Genomic DNA, 25,039 nt, shown 5'->3' with positions numbered 1-25,039 from the left:
TCTTTTATTGTGTTGCGTTTTATTAAACCGGTTCCCAAAGTTCAATTTTATTGCCGTCAGCATCCATAATATGAACAAATTTGCCGTAGTCATAAGTTGCAATATCATCTAAAACGGTTACGCCATTTTCTTTTAATTTGCTTATAAGGCCTTCAATATTTTGAACGCGATAATTAATCATAAATTCTTTTTTTGAAGGTGAAAAATAATCATCATTTTTTTTGAACGGATTCCATTGAAGCGCTTCTTTTATTTCTGGATTATCTAAATTTCTAGATTCAAACGTCGAACCCCAGTCATTGACTTCGAGTCCTAAATTTTTAGCATACCATTCTCTGGTTTCTTTTGGATTTTCTGTAAAAAAGAAAACACCGCCAATGCCTGTCACTTTTGGAACAACATTGTTTTTCTGTTTGTTTGAATCTTCCATAATTTTCTGGTTTTAAGATGTTAAATGTACTAAAAATGCATTCTGCAAACAATTAAAGCTTTCTTAAATTCATTTGAACCCAATGTTAGTTATTGTAAATTAGCTAGATACAAAATTTTAAAAGACAGAAATCATGAAAACATATCATATAATTGCCATATTGTTTTTTAGTCTAGTGCTAACGGCAAATGCCCAGAAAAAAAATGAAACTACAGAATTGCCAAAACCAGCTCAAGAATTTCTTCAAAAATATTTTAGTTATACTACTGTCGTTAAAGCTCAAAAAGATGCGGAACACGGTGAAAAAGGTTATGAAGTCAAATTAAAAGATGGAACCGAAGTAGAATTTTGGAAAGATGGCTCGTATCGGGAAGTTGACGGAGGGAAAAATCCAATTCCGACCGATTTTATTCCGTCCAATATTCGAGATTATATTTCAAAAAACTATCCAAATGAAAAGATCACGCACATCGATTACGGCCATAAAGATTTGGATGTTGATTTGACAAACTCAATTGATTTGGAATTTTCAAAAGATGGAAAAATTCTAAAGGACAAAAACAATAACATCCAGTAAATAACGTTTTTAAAATCTCTGGAAAGCCTTATTTTTGGAGGTTTTTTCAAAAAATTAAAGTATAAACTTTTTACACCTGTGTAAAGTTTACACATTCTTTTTTTAGCTAAAATTTCCTAAAACTCTCATTTTCAATTTTTAGTATTTGTGGCACAACGCTTGTAAAATCGGTTAGAGTCGATTTCTTGTTTACTGCGTTTTTATTTGTTTTTAACGCAAAAACGGACAAGAAAAATCAATTTAAAAGCCATTTTACGAATAAAGCAATAGCCCAAATGAAAAGTGAAACAATTACTTCAGAACAATTTTATACTTCTGATAAAATCCTCAGTACAAAAGAACAATCAACCAAAAGTTCAATTTTTAACCCCAATACAAAATCCTTAACCCAAGCAAACGAAAAAACATCAAGTCCGTTAGGTACTATAGTACTTGCAGGCACTTTTTTATTGATGCTTGGTGGTGCTTTTTTAGTTTACAAATTCCAATCTGATTTTGATCAATTTCAATTAGACAGGATAAATTCGAGTTGGGGATTTCCATTCTTAATTTTAGCAACCGTTTTATTCTTTTTCCAAACAGGTTCATTTTTATATAATTTGTATCTATACTTCAAATACAAACCAATTGAATCTGTTTCCGATGATTTATTGCCAACTTGCACTGTAATTGTTCCTGCGTACAATGAAGGGAAATTAGTTTGGCAAACCTTGATGAGTCTTGCAGAAAGTGATTTCCCTCAACAAAAACTTCAATTATTAGCCATTGATGATGGAAGCAAGGACGATACTTGGTATTGGATGCAGCAAGCTAAAATAAAACTTGGAGATCGTCTTGAAATTTTCCAACAACCAGAAAATAAGGGAAAACGTCACGCATTATATCGCGGATTTGAACTAGGAACGGGTGAAGTTTTTGTAACCGTTGACAGTGACTCAATTGTAAAAAAAGACACTTTACGAAATCTTGTAAGTCCGTTTGCTGTAGATGAAAAATGCGGCGCAGTAGCTGGAAATGTTCATGTTTTGAATAATAAAAAAGCTTTGTTGCCAAAAATGCTGAATGTAAGTTTTGTAATGAGTTTTGAATTTATGCGTTCTGCCGAAAGTATGCTGAAATCCGTTTTATGTACGCCTGGCGCTGCAGCCGCATATAGGAGATATGCTGTATTTGCTTGTCTTCCAGAGTGGATCAATCAAACTTTTATGGGGCAACCGTCAGATATTGGCGAAGATCGTGCCATGACCAATATGATTTTAAAACAAGGCCTTCATGTTTTGTTCCAAAGAAATGCGCTTGTATTGACAAATGTTCCCGAAGAATACAAAGGTTTATACAAAATGTTTATAAGATGGGCAAGAAGCAATGTACGCGAGAATATCATGATGGCACAGTATGTTTTTAAAGATTTTAGAAGCGAATCTAAATTTGGTGCAAGACTTTTATTTTTGAATCAGTCTTTAAAAATAATTATGTCATATCCTTTCTTGTTATTTATGCTATTTTTTATAGCAGTCCATCCCGTGCTGTTTTTTAGCTCAACGCTTTTAAGCATTATGATCGTATCAACTTTTTCAGTATTGTTTTATGCTAAAAGATATAGTTTTTCTGATGCTTTTTGGGCCTATTCTTATAGCATATTTTATACTTTCAGTTTATTTTGGATAACGCCTTATGCTATTGCAACAGCCAATAAAAAAGGATGGCTGACGCGTGGTTTGTCTTAGCTCATTTAAAAATTTATGAAATACAAAAAGCCTTCAGAACCTTCTCTAAAGTTCTGAAGGTTTTTATTTTTAATCTAAACCTGCAAATTTAAATGGCGCCATAGCTTGGAAATTCATTGAAGATTCTCCAGAATAATTTTCATTATTGGCCAAACTTAGTTTTCGAACTTTAGCTTTCTCGCTAAAATCCAATTTGCTGAATTCTACCCAAACCACATTCGGATTTAAGACATTGTCAAAATAATATACCAGATTTTTTTGATCCGCAACGGTTCTCCATCTTGTAGAGGAAATATTGGGTTCAGTTGCCGAAGAAATTCCGAGAGGCACAGAACAATTTCTAATTACGCCAAAAACACTGGAAAGCGCAGTTCTTATATTATCTGTTTTTGGAATCGCATCAATATAATAATGGGCACGAACAAAACGGTCGGCTGCTCTATTGGTTCCCGGAAGCATAATGGTTCCGGGAATACTTTTCCAATAGGTATTTATTGCCAATTGCTCATCAAAAATTGGGGAGTTTGTCATCGCAACATAGCTTCTGTCATGATGAATAACGAGTTTTCCGTTTATGTATTCAAAAATAGCATTATCACCAGATGAATCAGAAATTGACAAATGTATGGTGGCAAAAATATCAGTTCCTGGAATATGTGACGATGTTACCGTAAAGTCATTTTTTCCTAAAGCATTTACAACTTCAGAAACGGTAGCAAAATTATCCAAAACATATTGAAGCCACAACGAAACCGCTAAGCCCTTAGTTTTACTGTTTTTTTCAAATTGCGGATAGGTAGATTCTGCAAGCCAAAGCAAATTTCCAACTAAACCTTTTTCATTCATTCCGTCAGACGACGCAATATCCCACGAACTTGTTACAACGCTTCCGTATTTTGATTTCCATTTAACCGAATTATTTCCCGCTTCACCAAACCTTTCCATTCCTCTTGGAAAAACCCACAAATTGGCCGGAATTTCACCTCTCCAATCCATTGAACGAGCAGTAAGAATTGTGCCATTCAGCCCTTGATAAACGATTCTTGTACAGCCGAGAGCCTTTTCATTATATAATATTGCGCTTAAAAAAGCAAAAACGATCAAAATGCTATTTTTTGTTTTCATACAGCTAAATTTTACATTATTAGAAATAAATTGTCGATAAATAAAAAACTCCTAAAATTTGAGATCATTTAGGAGTTTTGATATGATATGTGGTTATTGTTTATTATGAGTGAAGGAAGCTTAAATCTTTTTAAGCGTAAATTTATAATCTTCCCCTTCAATAATAAGTTGATCCTTTGTAATTGTGCTAACACAAGGATACGGAGTGCCTGTTTCATCCTTAATCACTAAACTAGTTCCTTTTTTTGTCAAAGCGTAGGTACCATCAGTTATAGGTTGTGTTAAATATCCTGTTACTTTTCCGTCTTCAGTAAATGTTAAATTTCCTTCTGTTAAAATTACATGTTTAATGGAATCTGAAATTGGTCCTTTTTTAGATTCAATTTCGGTAATTTTCCAAGAATTCACTAATTCATTTCTTTTTGCTTTATTGCATGAAATAATTAATACTGCTGATAATAAAATTCCGAAGATAAATAATTTAGATTTTTTCATAATTCTGCGATTAAAAAATTAGACAGGAAAAGTTACAAAAAAAATCAATATTTAAAGCGTTTGTAATCAAATATTTAAATTTAGTCGAAAAGCCTTGAATCTGCTAGGAAATGACAATTTAACAAGTGACGATTTATTAATTTTTGCACCAATAAAACCAGTTTATAAGATCGATTTTAATTCAGCGTAAGCTCTCCCAAGATTTCTTCGTATAAAAATGGGCCTCCGGGATATGTGGCCGTATAATCGAGATTCATCCAAACTTGGCCACGCTCGTCAATATGATAATGTATTGTTTTGCCGTAACTTTCTCTCACAAAAAGCACATTTTTGATAAGGTAATTTGCCTTTTCCAAATCGATTAAAGAGCCTATCAATATTTCTGGATAAATATGCCCTTTTGTGTGGATAAGTCGCGGAGTTCCTCCGATAGCGCGAATTGCGGCGGCCATTAATATGGAATGATCGTCACAGTCTCCAGAAAAGTATTCTAACGATTCGCTCGCTGTCGCAATATAATCCCCATCTTTAGGATCATTGACATAATTCCAACGTCCGTTGATTTCCTTAAAAACAGCAAAACACTGAATAATAGTTCTATAATCTGAATATCCTCTAATGCCTTTAAAATGTTTATTGGCGCTCATAATGGCAAAATTTCGCACTTTTGGATTTTGATATTCAATCGCATTTACAATTTTAGATCGGTTTGGAAATGGAAGCAATTTTGCCACAATAATATCTTGCGGATACGGATTGTCAGACATGGTGTAAATCATCGAATTATAATCTTCAGATATTTCACTAAAACCATAATTTCCAATAACAGTTCCATAAAATAAGACCAGTAGATAAACTGCGACACACAGAATGATTATGGTTCTGAGAAGCATCAGCAAAAAAAATATTGCTGCAAAGACAAAAATAAAAATGAAGACGCGATCTAAATTGAAAGCCCAATTTAAATCGCGGAGATTTTGATGCAGAATGATGAAAATTGGAATGGTAATCAAAAGACTCAACAACATAATAATAATCCTGTCATACGGTGATTTTACCTGTAATTTGGATTTTAATTGCGGAAAGTCAATTTTGGGAATTTTCATCATAAAATAATCAAAGCGATTGTTACAGCGCTTTTACCGTTTCAACAAAAGTACTTTTTTTATCAATAATTCCCAGATCAAATAACTGATTTTGAATTTTAATAAATGCTTTTTCGCTCAAATGCTTTTGAGACCATTGTGTGAGTTTTAACCACTCGCGTATATCTTCTTTTTTTTGCTTAAAAAGCTCTGCTAATGTTTTGTCAATATTCGGAATTTGGGCAAAATCCTGTGTTGTTTTATTGATCACTTCAAGAATTTTTTCCATCACTTTTGGATTTTTTTTCAAAAATTCATCTCGAACTGCAATTACAAACGATGGCCATGGAGTAGGGCAGTCGCCAACACGTCTAAAAATCCCTTTATCGACAAGAGGTTTTGTCATAAAACGTTCCCACATAAAATAATCTGCCGTTCCATTTGTTAAAGCTTCAACAGCGCCATCAATTGTGTTTATGATTTCAAATTTCAGTTCGTCTTGTTCCCATCCTTGTTCAGCAGCATTTACATAAGCCATCAACTGCGAGCCAGATCCAATTCTTGAAATCGCCACTTTTTTATTTTCTAAATCTTTTACAGTCTGAAAATCTGATTTTGCGGCAACATGAATTCCCCAAATCAAAGGAGATTGCACATAAATCTGGACAATTTTACTCGGATTTCCTGCCAAGATATCTTTGACAATTCCCTCCGTTAAAATCACGGCTATATCAGCATCGCCATCACGCAGCATCTGACACATTTTGCCCGTTCCTTCCGGAATATCCTTCCATTGCAAATCAATATTTTCAGCTTCAAATTCGCCATTTTCAATGCATAAATGCCATGGCAAATTGAAGTGTTCGGGAACACCCACAATATTTACGGTTTTCATTACAGTTTTAAGTTTAAGTTAAGTTTGGTATGCGTATTCTAAGTTTGTTTGTTTAGTTTTTCAATAAATCTGCCCGATGCTTGTCTGAAAGGCATGGTTCAGCATATTCTATTATTTCTTGGGCTTCATATTCATTCAAAATACTTCGTACAAGCGAATAATCAACATCTCGAACAATTTCAACTGCAAATAAAGTTTCATTCAGCCCTTCAGATTGGCAATTAATTGCTTTTAATTTTTCTCTAATGATTTCCTGATCAAAACCTTTTTCTAAAATTAAAACTTGGACAATTGAATTGCCCGAATTTTCAATTGTTTCTTTATAAACAAAACGATTTTCCTTTTCGTCAAATTCAGCGTAAAACAAATCGTCTGTAGCAATAAGCGGTCCAAAAAATGGGATATTATCCAATTTAAAAAGGCCTTTTTCTAAATCTATAATCTCAGCCCACATGGTTTCTGAAACATTGTCTTCCAAATAATCACTGTAATATTTAAAAAGTATTTTTTTGTGTGTTTCTGTCATTATTTAATTTGAAATTATTTTTTAATTATCTCAATCCATTAGTAATTTCGACAATGGTTTCGAACTATCTAATTCTCAAATTGACTAATTATTTAATTTTCTAATTTTTCTATTCAATTTCGCTGATTTCAGCTTTTAATGGTGATATAACAATGCGATAGCCATCGGGATCTTGGATCATTTTTCCGTTTTCATTCCAAAATGGATTAGCTGCAGTTATAGTTGAGATATTATAATGTTTGAGTTTGCTTATCAGGCTGTTGTAATCTGAAATTGATTTCGGATAAAGAACAATAACGTCATCCTCATCAAATGTGTGTTTGGCTTTATTATTGGACTGCGTAAATTCAAAATGCCAATCTAAACCTGATTTTCCAATAAAAATTCCGTTATAATTATTGTGATTTTGAAATTCTCCCAATTGTTCAAAACCAAGAACATTTACATAAAAATCTTCAATTTTTTTTAAATCATCGGTGTGTCGTGCAACTCTTAAAAACATAACCTTTTAGGATTTTATCTGATTGATATGATGTTCTAAATGTTCAACATAATCTGTCATAAGAAATCTTAAATCGATAACAGATTCGTCACTTAAAACAATTTTATAATTCAAAGCTTCCTCAGTAACAGATTTCATAATCCTAACAATTTGATTGTTCAGTACAAACCATAATTGGGTCAACTCCTCAATATCCATTTCCTGATACTGATTTATATTTACTAAATCTGTTTGATTATACGGCCTGTGTCTATACGGCTTCTCTGCATAATTGATTTCAGTAAAACGTACCAAATTATGAACCGCCGAATCAACTAAATGACCCAAAATTTCTTTTTTAGACCATTTTCCAGGTTTTCTTTCTTCTAAAACATTTTGACTAATTTCGGGAAAAAAGTTTACATTTTCCGTTAATAATTTTTCAAATTTTAGAAATGCATTTTCCATGAATTAATTGCTTATGAATTGATTTAAATATTTATCCTTCAATTTTTTTTATCAACAAAATAAAACTTACAAAAATGAATATTGCTGCAAAAAAGTTTTTATTTGCTGTAGTAAAACCATTTTTATCTAAAGTTTGATTTTTCAAATCCATATAATATTCTAAATCTTTCGGGTATTTTTCTTCAATAGATGCGTTTAGCAATTGAAAAAAACACCATCTTATCAAACCTCCAATACCAAAAAAGAATCTCTGTAAAATATGACTAAAAATATGTCCCACTATTTCCCCGCCAGTTTGTTAAGCGTAAAAGCAATAAGTTCATCAACAGCTTTATAAGGATCTTCACTAAAAGTTCCAGATGCGCGATTGGCAATAATTGCATTTAAGGATAATGCATTATGCCCTAAAAGCGCCGAAAGCCCGTAAATAGCCGCCGTTTCCATCTCTAAATTAGTGACTTTAGTACCGTCAAAATCAAAATTATCCATTTTATTGTTTAATTCTTCATCTTGAATATTCAAACGCAAAACACGCCCCTGAGGCCCGTAAAAACCACCAGCAGTAGCTGTAATTCCTTTGAAAATTTGATCTGATTCAATGAATTTCTCTAATTTTTCAGAACATGCAATTGCATAAGGCCTTCCTTTTCTAATATCCCAATTGGTATGCGTGATAAAAGCATCTTCAATGGCTGCATTTGAAACATCGTCAATTAAATAGGAGCGAAGCATATTATCTAATCCAAGTCCGAATTTTGACATTACAAAGCTGTCAACAGGAATATCTGCCTGCAAAGAGCCTGAAGTTCCAATTCTGATAATATTCAAAGAAGTCAACTTTTCTTTTGGTGTACGCGTTTTTAGGTCAATGTTTACCAATGCGTCTAATTCATTCAAAACAATATCGATATTGTCTGGGCCAATTCCAGTTGAAATTACAGAAAGACGCTTTCCTTTGTAGATTCCAGTTTGAGTTTTAAACTCTCTTTTTTGCGTCGAAAATTCAATTGAATCAAAAAATTTAGTGATTTTTTCCACTCGATTTTGATCTCCTACAAATATGATGTCTTGTGCAATATGTTCAGGACGAAGGTTCAAATGGTAAACACTTCCGTCTGGGTTAAGTATTAATTCTGAGTTTTGTATCATTTTTTTTAAGATGCTAAGGTTCTAAGTTGCTAAGATTCTAAGTTTTTTTTCAGATTCACATAACTTGAAACCTGAAACGTTAAACTTGACACGAGGCTTTAGCCGAATTGGCGAAGCAAACTTTTAACCACCTACACGTTTTGTTTTAAATCCTTTTTCTTTTAAAATTGCCATGATTTTATCGCGATAATCACCTTGAATGATGATTGAATCGTCTTTAAAAGTTCCACCAACGCTAAGTTTTGTCTTGATTTCTTTGGCAAGAATTTTAAAATCCTCGTCAGATCCTTCGTAACCTTCGATAATTGTTGTTGCTTTTCCTTTGCGTTTTTCAAATTTACAAATCATAGGCTCTTTTTGAACATATAATACATGTTCTTCTGCCTGAATTTCTTCTGGTTCATTTGATTCAATATGATCAGGAAATAAGTTTTTTAATTGATCTTTAAAGTCCATAATTTTTTTATTCTAAAAAATAAATTCCAACTATAAAAGTATTTAAAAATTAAATTCCAAACTCCAATAAAGCTGGAATTTGGAATTTTGATATTGAATTTATTTAAGTTTTTATTTTTTTATTAAACCTAAATCTACTAAACGTTCGTATAAATAATCTCCAGCCGTGATATCTTCAAATTTCTTAGGATTTTCAGCATCAATACAGTTTTCCAAACAATCCAATCGCATATCGCTCACCGGGTGCATAAAAAACGGAACAGAATAACGAGAAGTTCCCCATAGTTCTCTCGGCGGATTTACTACTTGGTGAATCGTCGATTTTAGTTTATTATTAGTATGCCTAGATAACATATCTCCAACATTGATAACCAATTCATCATCAGCCGCAATAGCATCAATCCATTCGCCGTCGTGATTTTGAACTTGCAATCCTTTTCCTTGCGCTCCCATTAAAAGCGTAATCAAGTTGATATCGCCATGAGCAGCCGCACGAATTGCATTTTCTGGCTCAGAAGTAATAGGAGGATAATGAATTGGTCTTAAAATAGAATTTCCTTCTTTTGCATATTGATCAAAATAAAACTCATCTAAACCTAAATGCAAAGCTAAAGCTCTCAGTACATAAACACCTGTTTTTTCAAGCATTTGATACGCTTCTTTTCCCACTTCATTAAAACGTGGCAACTCTTTTACTTCAACATTGTCTGGGTATTCTGAAGCCCATCTTGAATCTTTGTCAACGTATTGGCCAAAATGCCAAAATTCTTTCAAATCTCCCTCTTTGCGACCTTTCGCATGTTCTTTTCCAAAAGATACATAACCTCTTTGTCCGCCAATACCAGGAATTTCATAATTATGCTTAGTTTCTATTGGCAAAGCGAAAAATTTTCTAATTTCGCTATAAAGCTCGTCTACCAATTGATCATCTAAGAAATGACCTTTTAAGGCTACGAAGCCAATGTTTTCAAATGCACTGCCGATTTCATTTACAAATTTTTGTTTACGTTTCGGGTCGTCCGAAAGGAAATCACGTAAGTCTACACTAGGAATGTTTTGCATACTTTACATTTTTTATTTAAAGATGAAAGGTGTCGAAAAACCTTTCAGAAACAAAGGTAGAGAATATTTTAGAATTGAATTTTAAAAGTTATATAAAAATTGAAATTTTATAACAAAAACAAATAAAATTGTTATATTTTTCTATATTTGAAATCATAAAAAACATAAACCAATGATCTTTTACAGAGAAAACCTGACTGACGCTCAATTACTAGATTTATATAAGAAAATTTTAAAACCTCGGTTAATCGAAGAAAAAATGCTCATCCTGATTCGTCAGGGCAAAGTGTCAAAATGGTTTTCCGGAATCGGGCAAGAAGCTATTGCCGTAGGAGTTACATCTGTTCTGGATGATTCAGAATATGTATTGCCAATGCACCGAAATCTTGGCGTTTTTACCACAAGAAATATTCCGCTTCATCGCTTATTCTCGCAATGGCAGGGGAAAGCAAACGGTTTTACTAAAGGAAGAGACCGCAGTTTTCACTTTGGAACTCAGGAATATAAAATAATCGGAATGATTTCGCATCTGGGACCACAATTAGGAATTGCAGACGGAATTGCATTAGCCGATAAACTTCAGAATAATAAAAAAGTAACCGCAGTTTTTACAGGTGAAGGCGCAACCAGCGAAGGAGATTTTCACGAAGCCTTAAATATTGCTGCCGTTTGGAAATTACCTGTAATGTTTGTTATAGAAAATAACGGCTACGGACTTTCGACACCTACAAACGAACAGTATTTATGCGAAAACTTAGCTGATAAAGGCATCGGCTACGGAATGGAAAGCCACATTATTGATGGAAATAACATCTTGGAGGTTTATAATAAACTTTCTCAATTAAAAAATGAAATGCAGGAGAATCCGCATCCTGTTTTATTGGAATTCAAAACCTTCAGAATGCGAGGGCATGAAGAGGCAAGTGGCACCAAATATGTGCCGCAAGAATTAATGGACGAATGGGCTGTTAAGGATCCTGTAACAAATTATCGAAAATATTTGACTGAAACTGGAGTCTTAACAGCAGCATACGACGAGCAGCTTCATAACGAAATCAAGCAAGAAATTGATGAAAATTTAGCCATTGCAAATGCAGAACCTGAAATCGTACCAACTTATAGCGGAGAATTAGATGATGTTTATAAACCTTTTGAATATGAAGAATATACTCATGGTGAAGAAGTGAAAAACATGCGTTTTATTGATGCTATTCGAAATAGTTTGGAACAATCGATGTGGCGCAATAAAAACTTAGTTATTATGGGGCAAGACATTGCCGAATATGGTGGCGCTTTTAAAATTACAGAAGGATTTGTAGATGCTTTTGGAAAAGAAAGAGTTCGAAATACGCCAATTTGCGAAAGTGCTGTTGTTTCAGCTGGAATGGGATTGTCAATCAACGGTTACAAAGCAATTGTCGAAATGCAATTTGCTGATTTTGTTTCAACAGGTTTTAATCCTATTGTGAATTTATTGGCAAAATCACATTATCGCTGGGGTGAAAATGCTGATGTTGTCGTTCGTATGCCTTGCGGTGGAGGAACACAAGCGGGACCATTTCATTCGCAAACAAACGAAGCTTGGTTTACCAAAACTCCAGGTTTAAAAGTAGTATATCCTGCGTTTCCTTATGATGCAAAAGGTTTATTGAATCAATCTATAAATGATCCAAATCCGGTTTTGTTTTTTGAGCACAAACAGTTGTACAGAAGTATTTATCAAGATGTTCCAACGGATTATTATACACTTCCTTTAGGAAAAGCCTCTTTGATCAAAGAAGGAAATTCGGTGACTATTATTGCTTTCGGAGCAACGGTTCACTGGGCTTTAGACACTTTAGAAAAAAATCCACAAATTGATGCCGATTTGATTGATTTACGAACACTTCAACCTCTTGATACCGTAGCTATTTTTGCTTCTGTCAAAAAGACTGGAAAAGCTATTATTTATCAAGAAGACACCATGTTTGGCGGTATAGCAAGTGATATTTCGGCTTTGATTATGGAAAACTGTTTTGAATTTTTGGATGGCCCTGTAAAAAGAGTTGCTAGTTTAGATTCTCCAATACCGTTTACAAAAGCCTTGGAAGATCAATTTTTGGCAAAAGATCGTTTTGAAGAAGCATTATTGGATTTATTGAAATATTAATCGAGAAAGACCTATTGTTTTGAAGAGAAAACATTTTTTCTATCTTTAAATCCAACTTAAACCCAAACTATGAAAAAACTGCTTATTCCAATTCTTGCTGTTTCATTGCTCATTTCCTGCAATAAAAACAGCAAAACTGCTGTCGATAAAGTGTTAGATCAAAAATTTGACAAGTATAAAGACAATTTTGTTACTGATTTATGGAAAATCTATCCAGGATGGGCTTCTGGAGTAGGATATCATAAATTAGACAGCATTTTGGTTGTGCCAGATGCCAATGCTAAAAGAGCGGAACTTGATTTTGCCAACGCACAATTAGATTCTTTAAAACATTATGACATTGAAAGCCTTTCGGACAATAACAAAACCGACTTCCAGATGATTAAAAACCAACTTGAAGGGGCAATTTTTAGCATAAACGAATTAAAATCCTCTGAATGGAATCCTGCAGAATATAATGTTTGTGGTTCTTTCGCAGAAATTTTAAACGGAAAATATGATGCCGCAGAAGTTCGTCTTCATACTTTTAACATTAAAATGAATAATGTTCCCGCTTATTACGAAGCGGCAAAAAAGAACATTAAAAATCCAACTATTGAACATACTGATTTAGCAATTGCTCAAAATATTGGTGGTTCAACCGTTTTTGAAGCAGAATTAAATGAGGCGTTAAGCAAAAGCAAATTAAGTGAAACTGAAAAAAAAGAAATTCAGGATAAGGCAAAAAAATCTGTAAAAGCTATCAAAGATTACGCTGAATGGCTTAAAAATATGCCGAATAAAACACCTCGTTCTTTTAGATTAGGCGCCGATTTATATGCTAAAAAATTCAATTTTGATATCCAATCAAGTTATTCAGCTGATGAAATCTACAAAATTGCTGTTGATCATAAAAATGATCTTCATGACAAAATGTTCATTTTAGCTGATAAACTTTGGAAAAAATACAATGGAAACGCTCCAAAACCAGCTGATAAACTAGATTTGATCAAACAAGTTATTGATAAAATTTCGCTTCATCATACAACGCCGGATAAATTCCAATCGGAAATTGAAAAGCAAATTCCGGAACTTACAGCTTATGTAAAAGCGAAAGATTTATTATATATCGATCCATCAAAACCTTTGGTTGTTCGCAAAGAACCTGCATACATGGCGGGTGTTGCTGGCGCTTCGATTTCGGCTCCTGGACCTTATGATAAAAATGCAAATACTTATTATAATGTTGGAAGTATGTCTGGCTGGACTCCAGAAAATGCTGAAAGCTATTTGAGAGAATACAACGATTATATTCTTCAGATTTTAAATATCCACGAAGCAATTCCGGGACATTATACACAGTTAGTTTACAGCAATCAATCGCCAAGCATTATAAAATCTATTTTAGGAAATGGCGCAATGGTCGAAGGCTGGGCGGTTTATGCCGAAAAAATGATGTTGGAAAGCGGTTATAAAAATTCTGACGAAATGTGGTTGATGTATTATAAGTGGAATTTAAGAACGACTTGCAACACTATTTTAGACAACAGTGTCCACACTAAAGATATGTCTAAAGAAGAAGCCATGATTTTGCTGACCAGAGAAGCTTTTCAACAACAAGCTGAAGCAGAAGGAAAATGGAAACGAGTAACTTTATCACAAGTTCAATTGTGTTCTTATTTTACAGGATACACGGAAATTTATAATTTAAGAGAAGAATTGAAAAAACAAGAAAGCGATAAATTCAACTTGAAAAAATTTCATGAGAAATTTTTAAGCTTTGGAAGCGCTCCGGTTAAATATATAAAAAAATTAATGCTTTCAGAAGAGTAATTCAGCATTATATAAAAGAAGAAAAGGATTGGCAAATAGTGTCAATCCTTTTTTGTTTATCTGATTTTCTTTTTAATTCGATTCCACCTCAAATAATTGCACCTGACTTTTCAATCGGTCAATCAACAAATTCATCATGCGTTTATTTAAACTTGATGAATTCTGAATATACGTTTCATATTCCTCAAGCGTAAAAAGAGCCATTACAATTCCCTTTAATGAATTTCTGAATTTAATATCTTTTTGAATGGAATTTTCAATCGTCTGAAGTTTCTTTTCGACTGAATAGGAGTAAAAATCGGCTTTGTTTTTATTTATGTAGTTTATAAAAACTGCAATAAACAAATCATTTTGAAGTTTTAAAATAGGCCTAATCGTCTGATTTTGAAAAATCTCATCTGCGGAAGATTGAGCACTTACAGTTCCTAAAGTTTCGCCTCTGAATTCTCTTAAAAAAATGTCTCTAGCTTCCATGTGTTTTTCTTTAAATTTAGGAAAAAATCAAATACAAAATAGTCTATTTTTGTTTTTTAATAAAAAAAGAATGAACCATATAAGCAAATAAAAGTTTATAAGTTTTTCTTTAATCGAGCTTAAATTACTTATATGATGAATACTACCATAATGAATAAAACAGTTATAATTTTTCTTTTATTGGTTTCGATTTTGATTGTTTCTTGCAATTCAAAAGAAGATAAAAACAGTTATAAAGAAATTGTTTATCGTGCTGTACATCAAAAAGACACAGCTATATTGACACTTAATATCAACGAAAAACGTTTTTTTGGCCGATATGAAATCCTATATCATCAAATTGGAAAAGATTCAGGCGATGTAAGAGGAGATATTAAAGGAGACACTTTGAGAGGTGATTTTCATTATATTTCAAATGGCGGGAGCTGGAAAAGAATTCCATTAGCATTTCTAAAAAAAGACAATAAACTAATTTCAGGAAACGGAGTAATTGGAACTTATATGAGTCTTCCGTGCTTTATTCAGGGAACCTTAAATTATAATGACCCAAAGTTTATTTTTGAAGAGATTAAAAAATAGTTTTTTGTTTCAAGTTTCAAGTTTCACGTTAAACTAGTTTGTCAGGCTGAGCGAAGTCGAAGCCCTTTGCGCCCTTCGACTTCGCTCAGGGTGACATCGTTGATACACAATTCAAACCTGAAACTTGAAACCTGAAACAAAACTATTCCAAACTTCCAATCTTAGACGGAAGTTCAAATATTTCAAGATCAAAATATTCTACTGAAGCCATAACATGGTCAAAAATATCGGCCATGATGTATTCGTAATTTGCCCAGCGTTTGTCGCTCGAAAAAGCATAAATTTCTAACGGAACTCCGTGCGCTGTCGATTGCAGTTGGCGACACATGATATGCATGTCTTTATTCAATCCAGGATGCGTCACAAGGTACTGCATAATATATTTTCGGAACAAACCTAAATTGGTCATATTTCGACCGTTAAGAGCAAGTGTTTTATCAACTCCTCTAAGATCATTGTATTTTTCAATTTCGGCTTGTCTGGTTTCTATATAAGACGAAATCAGTTGCACTTTTCTCATTTGTGCCAAATCTTCATCTGTCAAAAAGCGAATGGTGCTGCTTTTTATCAGAACGTGTCTTTTGATTCGGCGTCCAGCAGATTTCTGCATACCTCGCCAGTTTTGGAAAGAATCTGAACTTAAGGCATAAGTTGGAATCGTGGTAATCGTATTGTCAAAATTTCGAACTTTTACCGTTGTTAAATTGATTTCGATTACATCACCATCGGCACCAAATTTATCCATTGTAATCCAGTCGCCAATTCGAACCATGTCGTTGATCGCCACCTGAACACTTGAAACAAATCCGAGAATTATATCTCTGAAAATCAAGATAATAATTGCCGAAAGCGTTCCTAAAATTGTCAGTAATTCGCCTTTTTTGATTCCGAATAAAGTCGAAATAATCATGGCAACTCCAAAAATCCAGAGCACAATCATAATAACTTGAACAAAGCTATCAATTGGTTTGTCGCTGTATTCTGGTTTTTGCTTTAAATAATCGCGTAGCGAATTAAAAACAGTTCTTACGATCCATAATCCTAGCAATACAATATAGATTCCCACAATTTTCCCGAATATGGATTCCCAATATTCGTATTTGTCCAAAATTACTGGAACTGCTTTGTAAATAAAGAAAAACGGAATTAAATAGGCTGTATATCTTGTGGTTTTGTTCTGAATTAAATAATCATCAAATTTGGTTTTAGTACGTTGTGCGAAAATAGCGGTCAGCGTAACCAAAACAAATTTGGCCACATAATAAATAATATAAGCCAATGCCACCAAAATGGCAATATTAAAAATAAGACTGGTGTATGACGCCACATTTCGGCTCATTCCCCAATCTCTAAAAATCGGATATAAAAAGTTGAATATTTTATCCAAAAGCTTATGCATTATTTTCTAAATATTTTTTCTCAATATAGAAAGTTCCAAATGGAATAAGAGAAGCAACTAAAATGATTCCGAAGGTTTTCATATCCCAATTCATTGTTTTTTTCAATAAAAAAGCAAGAATAATGTAGCCAATGAATAAAACACCGTGTGTCATTCCTAACGGACGCAATACTGTATGATAAAGTTCAGGATTAGTGTTTTTTATAATAAGCATATTGGCAAATAACACCAAATAAGAAATTCCTTCTAAAATAGCGGTAACTTTAAAAATCTTGAGCATATAGATGTGTTTTTTGAATTTATGACGGCAAAATTAAGTATTAGGATTGGTTTTTAAGTTATGTGTCAGAAAAGTAATTTACTTTTACAATCTTAAACTTTGATAATGAGCAAACGCGATTTAAAAAAATATTTAGCCGAATTAAGCAAAGAACAACTTGAAGAACAATTGATCGAGCTGTACGAAAAATTCAGTCCAGTAAAAGTATATTATGATTTTGTTTTTAATCCGAAAGAAGACAAACTTTTGCAAGAATCAAAGGTTAAGATTTCACACGAATATTTTCCAATAAAAAAACCGGGAGCAAAATGGCGTCCGAAAGCAAAAATGCGCCGTTCCGTAGCTCAAAAAATCATCAAACATTTTATTTCTCTTGGCGTTGATTCTTTTATTATTGCCGATTTGATGTTGTATAATATAGAAATTGCTCAAACGTATTCATCTCAAAATCTCATCAAGCAAGAATTGTTTTACAAAAGCATGTTTAATTCATTTGAACAAGCAATCAATTTTTTGATTTCTAACGGAATTTTGTTTGACTATAAAGCACGAATTCATGCAATTTATGATGAAACTGTTCAACAAAAATGGAAAAACAAGTACGATTTTGAAGCGATTTTAGACAAAATTGACCTTTAAATGCACTTCTCATAAAAAATCTTTATTTAAAAAAAACATTTATTTTAGGTTAAATTACGATGAATAACTGTTTTTTCGATGTATTTTTGCAAAAATCCAAAAATAAACAATGTCTCAAAACACTTTAGAAATAGAAAGAGAAGAGAAAAAAGAACTTTATGCGTACCAAAAAGGCGATATTGATGCCATTTTTGACCGCCTAGACAATGCTCCTCCAAAACACCATTTATTGTATCAATTGCCTACTGGTGGGGGAAAAACAGTAATATTCTCCGAAATTGTACGTCGTTATTTATCGAATAATGATAAAAAAGTGGTTGTTTTAACACACCGTATCGAACTTTGCAAACAAACGTCAAAAATGTTGAAAGGTTTTGGCGTGAGCAATAAAATAATCAACAGTAAGGTAAAAGAACTTCCTGATCAAAATGATTATTCTTGTTTTGTGGCAATGGTTGAGACTTTGAAAAACCGTATCAACGATGAAAAATTGCATCTGGACAATATCGGTTTGGTTATTATCGATGAGGCACATTACAATTCATTCAGAAAATTATTAAACTCATTTAAAAATGCTTTTATTCTCGGAGTAACGGCAACGCCTTTGAGTTCAAATATAAAGTTGCCAATGCACCAAAGCTATGACGAACTTATCGTTGGAGATACAATTGGTTCATTGATTGACAAAGGATTTTTGGCAAGAGCAACAACTTACAGCTATGACGTTGGTTTGACTTCATTGAAAGTAGGTATCAATGGTGATTATACCGTGAAATCTTCTGATGATTTGTACACCAATAGCATGATGCAGGAAAAATTGCTTCATGCGTATACAGAACGTTCTTTGGGCAAAAAGACTTTGATTTTCAATAACGGTATCCATACATCATTATATGTATATGATACTTTTAGAGAAGCTGGTTATGACATTAGACACCTTGATAACACAAGCAGTTCTGAAGAGCGTAAAGATATTTTAGCATGGTTCAAGAAAACTCCAGACGCAATTTTAACTTCGGTTGGAATTTTGACTACTGGATTTGATGAGCCAACGGTTGAAACTATTATTTTGAACAGAGCGACAAAATCGCTTACTTTATATTTCCAGATGATTGGACGAGGATCTCGTAAATTGCCTGGAAAAGATGAATTTACAGTAATTGATTTAGGTAACAACGCCGCTCGTTTTGGATTGTGGAGCGAGCCTGTAAACTGGCAGCATATTTTTAAATCTCCTGAGTTTTATCTTGAGAATCTTCGAGATGATACTGAAATCGAAATGTTTTTCAAATACAGCATGCCACCTGAATTGAGAGCAAAATTCAGCAAAACGGCTGATGTTACTTTTGACGTTGATGAAGAACATAAACTGGCAATTAAGCAAAATTTGCGTTCAAAAATTGTTTTAGACAAATCGTTAGAACAGCACGCTTCAATGTGCGTTGATAATACTGAAACGTTGCAGGAAGCAAAATTACTAGCAAAAGAGCTCGATGACGATATTGAATGCCGTATCAAGCGTTATGCAAAATGTTTAAGTCAATGCAGTAAAAACTACCGCGAATGGCTGGTTGATGATTACAAAAAGAACATGACTTTATTAATCGGTAAAAAATACCGTGAAAAAATCATGAACGAACCGGATTAATAACTTTTAGTCAGAAAGTCTAAAGTTTAAAAGTCCTAAAGTTCTTTTGTAGAACTTAAATAAAATAAACCATTAAGATGTTTAGAAATAAATCTAAATGTCTTGATGGTTCAATAATTTTAAAGAGAAACAAAATCTTTAGTACGATTTGAGAGAATCTAAAATCTAAAGTCAAAAATCTAAAATAAAAAAACATGTCTAAACAATTCTCAGCATTAGGAGTTTCAGCGCCAATTTTAAAAGCTTTAGGCGAATTAAACATTGTTGAACCAACAGAAATTCAGCAAAAAACAATTCCTTTGCTTTTATCTGAAAATCACGATGTTGTTGGTTTAGCCAAAACCGGAACCGGAAAAACTGCCGCTTTTGGCTTGCCACTTTTGCAACTAGTAAAAACAGAATTGCCTGTTGTTCAAGCTGTGATTTTGGTTCCAACAAGAGAGCTTGGGCATCAGATTTTTAAAAATTTAGAAGATTTTTCTAGAAATATTCCAAATGTTTCAATTGCTGCAACTTGTGGAGGAATCCCGATCAAGCCACAGATTGAGCGCCTTACGCAGCCTACGCATATCGTTGTAGCGACTCCGGGACGATTGATTGATTTGATTCAGAGAAAAGCTGTCGATCTAAGCCAGACACAATATTTAGTTTTGGATGAGGCCGATGAAATGGTTTCTATTCTAAAAGAAAGTCTAGACGAAATTATTGTTGAACTTCCAAAAAAACACCGTACGCTTTTATTCTCTGCAACTTTGCCGGGAACAATTAAACAGCTAATCCAAAATTATTTGAACAAAAATGTCGTTCAAATTAGTGCCAGCATGGAAACATCAGGAAATCAAGGCATAGATCATCAATATATAGTAGTTGATCCTATTGAAAAACTAGATGTTTTAATGCATTTCTTGAATTCAAGAGAAGGCGAACGAGGCATTATTTTCTGCAAAACAAAAGCGGCTGTCAATAAGTTAGCTAAAAATTTGGCTATTAATCGTTTTTCTTCGGGAGCTCTTCATGGAAGTTTGACGCAAGGAATTCGTGACCGAATTATGGAGCAATTTCGTGAAGGACATATCAATATTTTAGTTGCGACCGATTTGGCAGCGAGAGGAATTGATGTAAAAGAAATTGCTTATGTTGTAAATTACCATTTGCCCGATACATACGAAAATTATGTTCACCGAAGCGGAAGAACTGCAAGAGCAGGAGCAAAAGGACTTTCATTGACTGTTTTACAGGAAGAAGAAGTTATTGAGATTCCAGAATTTGAAGAGGAATTAGGGATAAAATTCACTAAATTCGAAAAACCATCTGCTTTAAGTTTAGAAGAAAACAACACGCTTTTGTGGGCGAAGCAAATCTTCAAAACAAAACCAAATCATGATATTTCTTCTGATCTAAAAACAAAAGTAAAAACCGTTTTTCATCATCTTACCAAAGACGAATTGATTGAAAAATTGCTGGCCAATTATGTCTTGCAAAACAAAATCGATGTAGTTGAAAAACCTGTTAAAAAATTCAAAAAGTAATAATTTCAGCAATTGTCATTGCATATTAATGTTGTATATTTATAAGGTATTTTTTTATTAAAGCCTACTTAAAAACAACATCTATGAAGATAGTCATTATAGGAGGAGGTTTTGCAGGAATCAATCTCGCGAAAGAACTTGTCAACCATCCTCAAATTCAAGTAACCCTTGTTGACAAAAACAATTATAACTTTTTTCCACCACTTATATATCAGGTTGCGACCGCTTTTTTGGAGCCGTCGAGCATTAGTTATCCATTCAGAAAGTTTTTTGCAGGAAAAAAGAACCTGCAGTTTCGTTTAGGAGAATTGCTTTCTGTCGTTCCGGCAGAAAACAAAATAATTCTCAATAACGGCGAATTGACATACGATTATCTTGTTTTTGCAACCGGTGCAGAAACAAGTTATTTTGGTATGGAAAACGTAATGAAAAACGCCATTCCAATGAAAACATTAAATGATGCCATCGAAATGCGAAATACCTTGCTTAAAAACCTCGAAAAAGCGGCTATTTGCAAAGATATGCGCAAGCGTCGTAAATTATTGACGATTGTAGTGGCAGGAGGAGGGCCAACGGGAGTAGAAGTTTCTGGAATGTTTGCCGAAATGCGAAAAAGCATTCTCCTTAAAGAATATCCAGAATTAGAAACATCAGCTAGCAATGTTTATTTGGTCGATGGAGGAGATGCATTGCTCTCGCCAATGAGTGAAGCTTCTCAAAAAGATACTTTAGAAGCACTTACAAAATTAGGCGTTGTTGTAAAATTACATACACGTGTCACTGATTATGTAAATGATACCGTATTTTTTGAAAACGGAGAAACCATTAAAACCAAAAATTTAATTTGGGCAGCTGGGGTTTCTGCAAAACTTTTTGATGGAATTCCAAAAGAAAGTTATGGCCGTGGCAGACGAATGGCTACAGACCAATATAATAAAGTAAACGGTTTAGAAAATATTTACGCAATTGGCGATACGGCAATTTTAGCCGGAGATAAAAATTTCCCAGACGGACATCCGCAAGTGGCACAAGTAGCCATTCAACAAGGAATAAATTTGGCCAAAAACTTCATGAATATGGCCGCTGGAAAACAATTAAAACCTTTTGCTTATCATGACAAAGGATCTATGGCTATTATAGGAAGAGCTAAAGCTGTTGTTGATTTACCAAGTCCGAAATGGCATTTCAAAGGATTTTTCGCTTGGGTTATTTGGTTATTCATTCACTTGATTTCGTTGATCACCTACAGAAACAGATTAAATACTTTTTGGAATTGGATGGTCGCTTATTTTGCACGAGACCAATCTCTTAGAATGATCATTAGACCAGATAAAAGACAATCTGCGGAATAAATAAAGGAATGAAATTCCAAATCCAAAATTCCAAACTATAAAAAGTGATACGAATTTTGAAATACGAAAGCCAAAATCAAATGATTTTGGCTTTTTAGTTTCCAATAAATTGGAATTTGGAATTTTTAAGATTGGAATTTTAAATTTTATTCTGCAGTAGTTGGGTCAATTATCCCTACAACTTCATTTACTGAATTAGCAGGAAATCCACCTAATTTAGCATGTTCATAAACCATTTCCTTATTTGGCGCTATATAAACACAATAAAGCTTGTCATTCGTAATATAGCTGTGCTGCCATTGAATTTGTGTTCCTAATTGATTAAGTACGCCACAGGAAGCCTGTGAAATACTTTTTAATTGATCAGATGTAAGTTTACCAGCATTTGGGATTTCCCTTTCTATAACATACTTCGGCATAATAATTCGAAATTTAACCCTACTCATGTGGCTTTTCGGCTTCGCCCCGTTTTTCAAAATGGTATCTGGATTCCATTAATTTTTAAGTAGTATAAAATTAATAAATTAAAAGATTAAAAAAGCAGAAAATACTGGTTTTTAAACAATTACCAAAAGTCAATTAATGAACAACTACAGTATCATTTTCTACTCCTAATTCGACTTTATGTTTGATGAAACGCTTTCCAATATTTAGCACAATAAAGGCAGTAATTGTTGTTATGGTCATGATGGCAACCATTGGCGCGACAGAATCTTTCACAAAAATACCAATTGCAAAGGATGCCAAAGCTCCTAGACCAAGCTGAATCGCGCCCATTAATGCCGAAGCGCTTCCAGTATTTTTAGCAAAAGGAGCTAAAGTCAAACCAGCGGTATTGGGATTTGAAATTCCTAAACAAGCTAAAAACAAAAACAACATAACGATCGTTTCATACAAACCCAACAGATCATTTAGGGCCAAAATCAAAAAGACAATACTAATAATAGATTGTGAAATCAAGGCTCCGAAAATCATTTGCTCGCTCGAAAACTTCTTCAATAAGACCGAATTTAACTGGCTGGAACCGATAAAACTGACCGACATAAAAGCAAAAATCCATCCGTAGGTTTTTCCGTCAACGTGGTAAATATCCATAAAAATGATAGGAGAGGCCGCCACGTATGAAAAAAGCCCAGAGAACGCAATGGCACCTGTAAATGCGTAGGTATAAAATTGAGGCTCTTTTATAACTTTTATGAAATTTGTTATAATAGGTTTTGGCTTTAATGATACAGTCAAATCAGGCTCATAGGTATTTGGCAATCCAATTTGTGAAGCCAGCAGAATTATTATTCCCATGCACATTAAAATAAAAAAGACAATATGCCAGCCAAAATCTTCAGTTACATAACCTCCAATTGTAGGCGCCAACATCGGCGAAAGCCCAACAACAAGCATCAATAAGGAAAAAACTTTAGGAATATCTTTCACAGGAAATAAATCACGAACCATCGCAACAGAAGCCACAGTTGCAGCACAGCTTCCGATGGCTTGAACAAAACGCAAAAAGATAAAAGAATCGATATCTGCAACATATATACAGCCTAAAGAAGCTAAAACATAGACCAAAAGCCCAATAAATAACGGTTTTTTACGTCCAAAACGATCCAAAAGAGGTCCGTACAATAATTGTCCTGCAGAAATCCCGATAAAATAACTCGACAAACTCATCGAAACTTTTGCAACGTTTGTATTCAAATCCTTTGCAATATCAGAGAAACCAGGCAAATACATGTCGATTGAAAAAGGACCAAGTGCAGTTAAAGAACCTAAAATCAGGATAAGTTTGATGTATTTTTTTGTTGTCATTTTCTTAAAAAAATCTAATAAGTTTCCAACAAAGGTAGAGTTTTCATAACTTGTAGAGTTCTTAAACACTATTAATAGCGAATTTTAAATATTTATGCATTTAAAATTTGCAGAAAAGAGTTATTAATCAAAAATTTTAAAAAATTATGAAAAAGTACATCTTATTATTAGCGATCCTATTTTCGTCAGTTTCATTTGCTCAAACCATCACATCAAAAATTGAAGATGCTAATGTGGCACAATATGAACTTCTTAAAAAAGTAAATGAATATTACCCGGATATCACGTTGAGCAAAACCGTTACCAATTTTTATGCTGATGGAAACATCATAGACACGCAACAGCAATTTGACTTAAAAGGAACAAAATTTTCAAGCTATAAATTGGGAATTGATCCTGGAAACAAAAAATTGTTGTTTGAATATGTTTCTGATGAAACTGGAAAAGTTTTTGGCGATGTACAACTTTTTAAAGGAAATGTTATCCGAACAACCTTTAGCGATAAAACAAATCAAATTGAAGTTTCTCTGAACGGAAAATCTGTTTATTTGAAAAAATTAAATTAAATTTTCAAATAGGAGAAATTTGAAGCATCACACAAATGTGATGCTTTTTTGGTTTATATCATGACCGTAATCAATTTGAAGAGATTATATAAATAAATCGGTCTCGAAGTTATTTTGTTACTACCTAACAAAGTTTTTAAACTCCTAGCTTGCTAAAAATAGCAAAAAAAAGAACCACTCTTATCGAGTGGTTTTTTTATGTCAACTGCTTACGTAAAAAATAGCTTTTTGAAAAATTGAATAAATAAGTAAGATTATATATGTTAAATATTTTTATTTTAAAAGAATAAATTTTTAAAATTGTAAGAAATATACTAAAATATCTTA

26 protein-coding genes are annotated in these 25,039 nt (G+C 33.3%); 10 read left to right on the top strand and 16 right to left on the bottom strand.

From position 1 onward, the window contains the following. Nucleotides 1-22 precede the first annotated feature (22 nt). Nucleotides 23-430: a VOC family protein gene (locus SCB73_RS17425; RefSeq protein ID WP_320567467.1), complete on the bottom strand. Its 408-nt coding sequence runs from the start codon at nucleotides 428-430 to the stop codon at nucleotides 23-25. Between the two features lie 133 nt (nucleotides 431-563). Between SCB73_RS17425 and SCB73_RS17420 the strand changes: the two genes are divergently transcribed. Next, nucleotides 564-1,007: a PepSY-like domain-containing protein gene (locus tag SCB73_RS17420; RefSeq protein WP_320567466.1), complete on the top strand. Its 444-nt coding sequence runs from the start codon at nucleotides 564-566 to the stop codon at nucleotides 1,005-1,007. Nucleotides 1,008-1,282: 275 nt separating this feature from the next. Beyond that, complete coding sequence (locus SCB73_RS17415; protein ID WP_320567465.1) at nucleotides 1,283-2,734, top strand: glycosyltransferase family 2 protein; 1,452 nt, start codon at nucleotides 1,283-1,285, stop codon at nucleotides 2,732-2,734. Between the two features lie 69 nt (nucleotides 2,735-2,803). Here SCB73_RS17415 and SCB73_RS17410 read toward each other — a convergent pair whose 3' ends face one another. The 10 genes from SCB73_RS17410 to SCB73_RS17365 all read right to left on the bottom strand — a co-directional run bounded on the left by SCB73_RS17410 (nucleotide 2,804) and on the right by SCB73_RS17365 (nucleotide 10,476). Beyond that, nucleotides 2,804-3,859, bottom strand: coding sequence for a linear amide C-N hydrolase (locus tag SCB73_RS17410; protein WP_320567464.1), 1,056 nt, complete (start codon nucleotides 3,857-3,859; stop codon nucleotides 2,804-2,806). A 120-nt stretch (nucleotides 3,860-3,979) separates the two neighbouring features. Further along, a complete protein-coding gene (locus tag SCB73_RS17405; RefSeq protein WP_320567463.1) occupies nucleotides 3,980-4,354 on the bottom strand; it encodes a hypothetical protein in 375 nt (124 codons plus the stop codon). A 176-nt stretch (nucleotides 4,355-4,530) separates the two neighbouring features. Further along, a complete protein-coding gene (locus tag SCB73_RS17400) occupies nucleotides 4,531-5,463 on the bottom strand; it encodes a transglutaminase family protein (protein ID WP_320567462.1) in 933 nt (310 codons plus the stop codon). Nucleotides 5,464-5,482: 19 nt separating this feature from the next. Continuing rightward, nucleotides 5,483-6,334, bottom strand: coding sequence for a substrate-binding domain-containing protein (locus SCB73_RS17395; protein WP_320567461.1), 852 nt, complete (start codon nucleotides 6,332-6,334; stop codon nucleotides 5,483-5,485). 52 nt (nucleotides 6,335-6,386) lie between these two features. Continuing rightward, nucleotides 6,387-6,860: a DUF4265 domain-containing protein gene (locus SCB73_RS17390; RefSeq protein WP_320567460.1), complete on the bottom strand. Its 474-nt coding sequence runs from the start codon at nucleotides 6,858-6,860 to the stop codon at nucleotides 6,387-6,389. Nucleotides 6,861-6,969: 109 nt separating this feature from the next. Further along, nucleotides 6,970-7,362 (bottom strand): VOC family protein, encoded by a 393-nt coding sequence (locus SCB73_RS17385; RefSeq protein ID WP_320567459.1) that lies wholly within the window; start codon nucleotides 7,360-7,362, stop codon nucleotides 6,970-6,972. 6 nt (nucleotides 7,363-7,368) lie between these two features. Continuing rightward, nucleotides 7,369-7,809 (bottom strand): DinB family protein, encoded by a 441-nt coding sequence (locus tag SCB73_RS17380; RefSeq protein ID WP_320567458.1) that lies wholly within the window; start codon nucleotides 7,807-7,809, stop codon nucleotides 7,369-7,371. A gap of 279 nt (nucleotides 7,810-8,088) precedes the next feature. Then, nucleotides 8,089-8,958, bottom strand: a complete 870-nt coding sequence (locus tag SCB73_RS17375) for a nucleoside phosphorylase (protein WP_320567457.1) — start codon at nucleotides 8,956-8,958, stop codon at nucleotides 8,089-8,091. Between the two features lie 123 nt (nucleotides 8,959-9,081). Beyond that, entirely contained in the window at nucleotides 9,082-9,414 is a 333-nt protein-coding gene (locus SCB73_RS17370) for a translation initiation factor (protein ID WP_320567456.1), read from the bottom strand. 111 nt (nucleotides 9,415-9,525) lie between these two features. Then, the gene (locus SCB73_RS17365; RefSeq protein ID WP_026729838.1) at nucleotides 9,526-10,476 is read right to left on the bottom strand and encodes an isopenicillin N synthase family dioxygenase; all 951 of its coding nucleotides are present in this window, start codon (nucleotides 10,474-10,476) and stop codon (nucleotides 9,526-9,528) included. 172 nt (nucleotides 10,477-10,648) lie between these two features. On the opposite strand from SCB73_RS17365, the gene SCB73_RS17360 reads away from it, so the two are divergent. Both SCB73_RS17360 and SCB73_RS17355 read left to right on the top strand, forming a co-directional pair. Beyond that, nucleotides 10,649-12,625 carry an alpha-ketoacid dehydrogenase subunit alpha/beta gene (locus SCB73_RS17360; RefSeq protein ID WP_320567455.1) on the top strand — a complete coding sequence of 659 codons (1,977 nt, stop codon included), beginning with the start codon at nucleotides 10,649-10,651 and terminating at the stop codon, nucleotides 12,623-12,625. A 69-nt stretch (nucleotides 12,626-12,694) separates the two neighbouring features. Beyond that, nucleotides 12,695-14,437 (top strand): DUF885 domain-containing protein, encoded by a 1,743-nt coding sequence (locus SCB73_RS17355; protein ID WP_320567454.1) that lies wholly within the window; start codon nucleotides 12,695-12,697, stop codon nucleotides 14,435-14,437. 72 nt (nucleotides 14,438-14,509) lie between these two features. Here SCB73_RS17355 and SCB73_RS17350 read toward each other — a convergent pair whose 3' ends face one another. Then, the gene (locus tag SCB73_RS17350) at nucleotides 14,510-14,911 is read right to left on the bottom strand and encodes a glyoxalase (RefSeq protein ID WP_320567453.1); all 402 of its coding nucleotides are present in this window, start codon (nucleotides 14,909-14,911) and stop codon (nucleotides 14,510-14,512) included. Between the two features lie 132 nt (nucleotides 14,912-15,043). On the opposite strand from SCB73_RS17350, the gene SCB73_RS17345 reads away from it, so the two are divergent. Further along, nucleotides 15,044-15,490 (top strand): hypothetical protein, encoded by a 447-nt coding sequence (locus SCB73_RS17345; RefSeq protein WP_320567452.1) that lies wholly within the window; start codon nucleotides 15,044-15,046, stop codon nucleotides 15,488-15,490. Nucleotides 15,491-15,632: 142 nt separating this feature from the next. On the opposite strand, the gene SCB73_RS17340 is transcribed toward SCB73_RS17345, so the two are convergent. After that, nucleotides 15,633-16,889, bottom strand: a complete 1,257-nt coding sequence (locus tag SCB73_RS17340; RefSeq protein ID WP_320567451.1) for a mechanosensitive ion channel family protein — start codon at nucleotides 16,887-16,889, stop codon at nucleotides 15,633-15,635. Then, nucleotides 16,882-17,169, bottom strand: a complete 288-nt coding sequence (locus tag SCB73_RS17335; RefSeq protein ID WP_320567450.1) for a DUF3817 domain-containing protein — start codon at nucleotides 17,167-17,169, stop codon at nucleotides 16,882-16,884. The genes SCB73_RS17340 and SCB73_RS17335 overlap by 8 nt, the downstream gene beginning before the upstream one ends. Before the next feature lie 105 nt (nucleotides 17,170-17,274). On the opposite strand from SCB73_RS17335, the gene SCB73_RS17330 reads away from it, so the two are divergent. The 4 genes from SCB73_RS17330 to SCB73_RS17315 all read left to right on the top strand — a co-directional run bounded on the left by SCB73_RS17330 (nucleotide 17,275) and on the right by SCB73_RS17315 (nucleotide 22,337). Further along, nucleotides 17,275-17,808: a DUF6155 family protein gene (locus SCB73_RS17330; RefSeq protein WP_320567449.1), complete on the top strand. Its 534-nt coding sequence runs from the start codon at nucleotides 17,275-17,277 to the stop codon at nucleotides 17,806-17,808. Nucleotides 17,809-17,917: 109 nt separating this feature from the next. Further along, nucleotides 17,918-19,456 (top strand): DEAD/DEAH box helicase, encoded by a 1,539-nt coding sequence (locus SCB73_RS17325; protein WP_320567448.1) that lies wholly within the window; start codon nucleotides 17,918-17,920, stop codon nucleotides 19,454-19,456. A 194-nt stretch (nucleotides 19,457-19,650) separates the two neighbouring features. Further along, entirely contained in the window at nucleotides 19,651-20,985 is a 1,335-nt protein-coding gene (locus SCB73_RS17320) for a DEAD/DEAH box helicase (RefSeq protein WP_320567447.1), read from the top strand. An 83-nt stretch (nucleotides 20,986-21,068) separates the two neighbouring features. Continuing rightward, nucleotides 21,069-22,337, top strand: a complete 1,269-nt coding sequence (locus SCB73_RS17315) for an NAD(P)/FAD-dependent oxidoreductase (protein WP_320567446.1) — start codon at nucleotides 21,069-21,071, stop codon at nucleotides 22,335-22,337. Nucleotides 22,338-22,483: 146 nt separating this feature from the next. On the opposite strand, the gene SCB73_RS17310 is transcribed toward SCB73_RS17315, so the two are convergent. Continuing rightward, nucleotides 22,484-22,756: a DUF4242 domain-containing protein gene (locus SCB73_RS17310; protein WP_320567445.1), complete on the bottom strand. Its 273-nt coding sequence runs from the start codon at nucleotides 22,754-22,756 to the stop codon at nucleotides 22,484-22,486. Between the two features lie 160 nt (nucleotides 22,757-22,916). Further along, nucleotides 22,917-24,146 (bottom strand): multidrug effflux MFS transporter, encoded by a 1,230-nt coding sequence (locus SCB73_RS17305; protein WP_320567444.1) that lies wholly within the window; start codon nucleotides 24,144-24,146, stop codon nucleotides 22,917-22,919. 146 nt (nucleotides 24,147-24,292) lie between these two features. Here SCB73_RS17305 and SCB73_RS17300 point away from each other — a divergent pair, with 146 nt between their 5' ends. Continuing rightward, complete coding sequence (locus tag SCB73_RS17300; protein ID WP_320567443.1) at nucleotides 24,293-24,712, top strand: hypothetical protein; 420 nt, start codon at nucleotides 24,293-24,295, stop codon at nucleotides 24,710-24,712. Nucleotides 24,713-25,039 lie beyond the last annotated feature (327 nt).

Origin of the sequence: Flavobacterium sp. KACC 22761 (assembly GCF_034058155.1) — a bacterium.
In the GTDB taxonomy this organism is placed as follows: domain Bacteria; phylum Bacteroidota; class Bacteroidia; order Flavobacteriales; family Flavobacteriaceae; genus Flavobacterium.
The sequence above is the reverse complement of the archived record's forward strand: the minus strand, read 5'-3'. Positions and strand labels throughout refer to the sequence as shown.

What these genes read in the sequence shown, in the direction of transcription:
- SCB73_RS17425 (WP_320567467.1), bottom strand. Translation starts at nt 430, where the DNA reads ATGGAAGATTCAAACAAACAGAAAAACAATGTTGTTCCAAAAGTGACA.
- SCB73_RS17420 (WP_320567466.1), top strand. Translation starts at nt 564, where the DNA reads ATGAAAACATATCATATAATTGCCATATTGTTTTTTAGTCTAGTGCTA.
- SCB73_RS17415 (WP_320567465.1), top strand. Translation starts at nt 1,283, where the DNA reads ATGAAAAGTGAAACAATTACTTCAGAACAATTTTATACTTCTGATAAA.
- SCB73_RS17410 (WP_320567464.1), bottom strand. Translation starts at nt 3,859, where the DNA reads ATGAAAACAAAAAATAGCATTTTGATCGTTTTTGCTTTTTTAAGCGCA.
- SCB73_RS17405 (WP_320567463.1), bottom strand. Translation starts at nt 4,354, where the DNA reads ATGAAAAAATCTAAATTATTTATCTTCGGAATTTTATTATCAGCAGTA.
- SCB73_RS17400 (WP_320567462.1), bottom strand. Translation starts at nt 5,463, where the DNA reads ATGATGAAAATTCCCAAAATTGACTTTCCGCAATTAAAATCCAAATTA.
- SCB73_RS17395 (WP_320567461.1), bottom strand. Translation starts at nt 6,334, where the DNA reads ATGAAAACCGTAAATATTGTGGGTGTTCCCGAACACTTCAATTTGCCA.
- SCB73_RS17390 (WP_320567460.1), bottom strand. Translation starts at nt 6,860, where the DNA reads ATGACAGAAACACACAAAAAAATACTTTTTAAATATTACAGTGATTAT.
- SCB73_RS17385 (WP_320567459.1), bottom strand. Translation starts at nt 7,362, where the DNA reads ATGTTTTTAAGAGTTGCACGACACACCGATGATTTAAAAAAAATTGAA.
- SCB73_RS17380 (WP_320567458.1), bottom strand. Translation starts at nt 7,809, where the DNA reads ATGGAAAATGCATTTCTAAAATTTGAAAAATTATTAACGGAAAATGTA.
- SCB73_RS17375 (WP_320567457.1), bottom strand. Translation starts at nt 8,958, where the DNA reads ATGATACAAAACTCAGAATTAATACTTAACCCAGACGGAAGTGTTTAC.
- SCB73_RS17370 (WP_320567456.1), bottom strand. Translation starts at nt 9,414, where the DNA reads ATGGACTTTAAAGATCAATTAAAAAACTTATTTCCTGATCATATTGAA.
- SCB73_RS17365 (WP_026729838.1), bottom strand. Translation starts at nt 10,476, where the DNA reads ATGCAAAACATTCCTAGTGTAGACTTACGTGATTTCCTTTCGGACGAC.
- SCB73_RS17360 (WP_320567455.1), top strand. Translation starts at nt 10,649, where the DNA reads ATGATCTTTTACAGAGAAAACCTGACTGACGCTCAATTACTAGATTTA.
- SCB73_RS17355 (WP_320567454.1), top strand. Translation starts at nt 12,695, where the DNA reads ATGAAAAAACTGCTTATTCCAATTCTTGCTGTTTCATTGCTCATTTCC.
- SCB73_RS17350 (WP_320567453.1), bottom strand. Translation starts at nt 14,911, where the DNA reads ATGGAAGCTAGAGACATTTTTTTAAGAGAATTCAGAGGCGAAACTTTA.
- SCB73_RS17345 (WP_320567452.1), top strand. Translation starts at nt 15,044, where the DNA reads ATGATGAATACTACCATAATGAATAAAACAGTTATAATTTTTCTTTTA.
- SCB73_RS17340 (WP_320567451.1), bottom strand. Translation starts at nt 16,889, where the DNA reads ATGCATAAGCTTTTGGATAAAATATTCAACTTTTTATATCCGATTTTT.
- SCB73_RS17335 (WP_320567450.1), bottom strand. Translation starts at nt 17,169, where the DNA reads ATGCTCAAGATTTTTAAAGTTACCGCTATTTTAGAAGGAATTTCTTAT.
- SCB73_RS17330 (WP_320567449.1), top strand. Translation starts at nt 17,275, where the DNA reads ATGAGCAAACGCGATTTAAAAAAATATTTAGCCGAATTAAGCAAAGAA.
- SCB73_RS17325 (WP_320567448.1), top strand. Translation starts at nt 17,918, where the DNA reads ATGTCTCAAAACACTTTAGAAATAGAAAGAGAAGAGAAAAAAGAACTT.
- SCB73_RS17320 (WP_320567447.1), top strand. Translation starts at nt 19,651, where the DNA reads ATGTCTAAACAATTCTCAGCATTAGGAGTTTCAGCGCCAATTTTAAAA.
- SCB73_RS17315 (WP_320567446.1), top strand. Translation starts at nt 21,069, where the DNA reads ATGAAGATAGTCATTATAGGAGGAGGTTTTGCAGGAATCAATCTCGCG.
- SCB73_RS17310 (WP_320567445.1), bottom strand. Translation starts at nt 22,756, where the DNA reads ATGCCGAAGTATGTTATAGAAAGGGAAATCCCAAATGCTGGTAAACTT.
- SCB73_RS17305 (WP_320567444.1), bottom strand. Translation starts at nt 24,146, where the DNA reads ATGACAACAAAAAAATACATCAAACTTATCCTGATTTTAGGTTCTTTA.
- SCB73_RS17300 (WP_320567443.1), top strand. Translation starts at nt 24,293, where the DNA reads ATGAAAAAGTACATCTTATTATTAGCGATCCTATTTTCGTCAGTTTCA.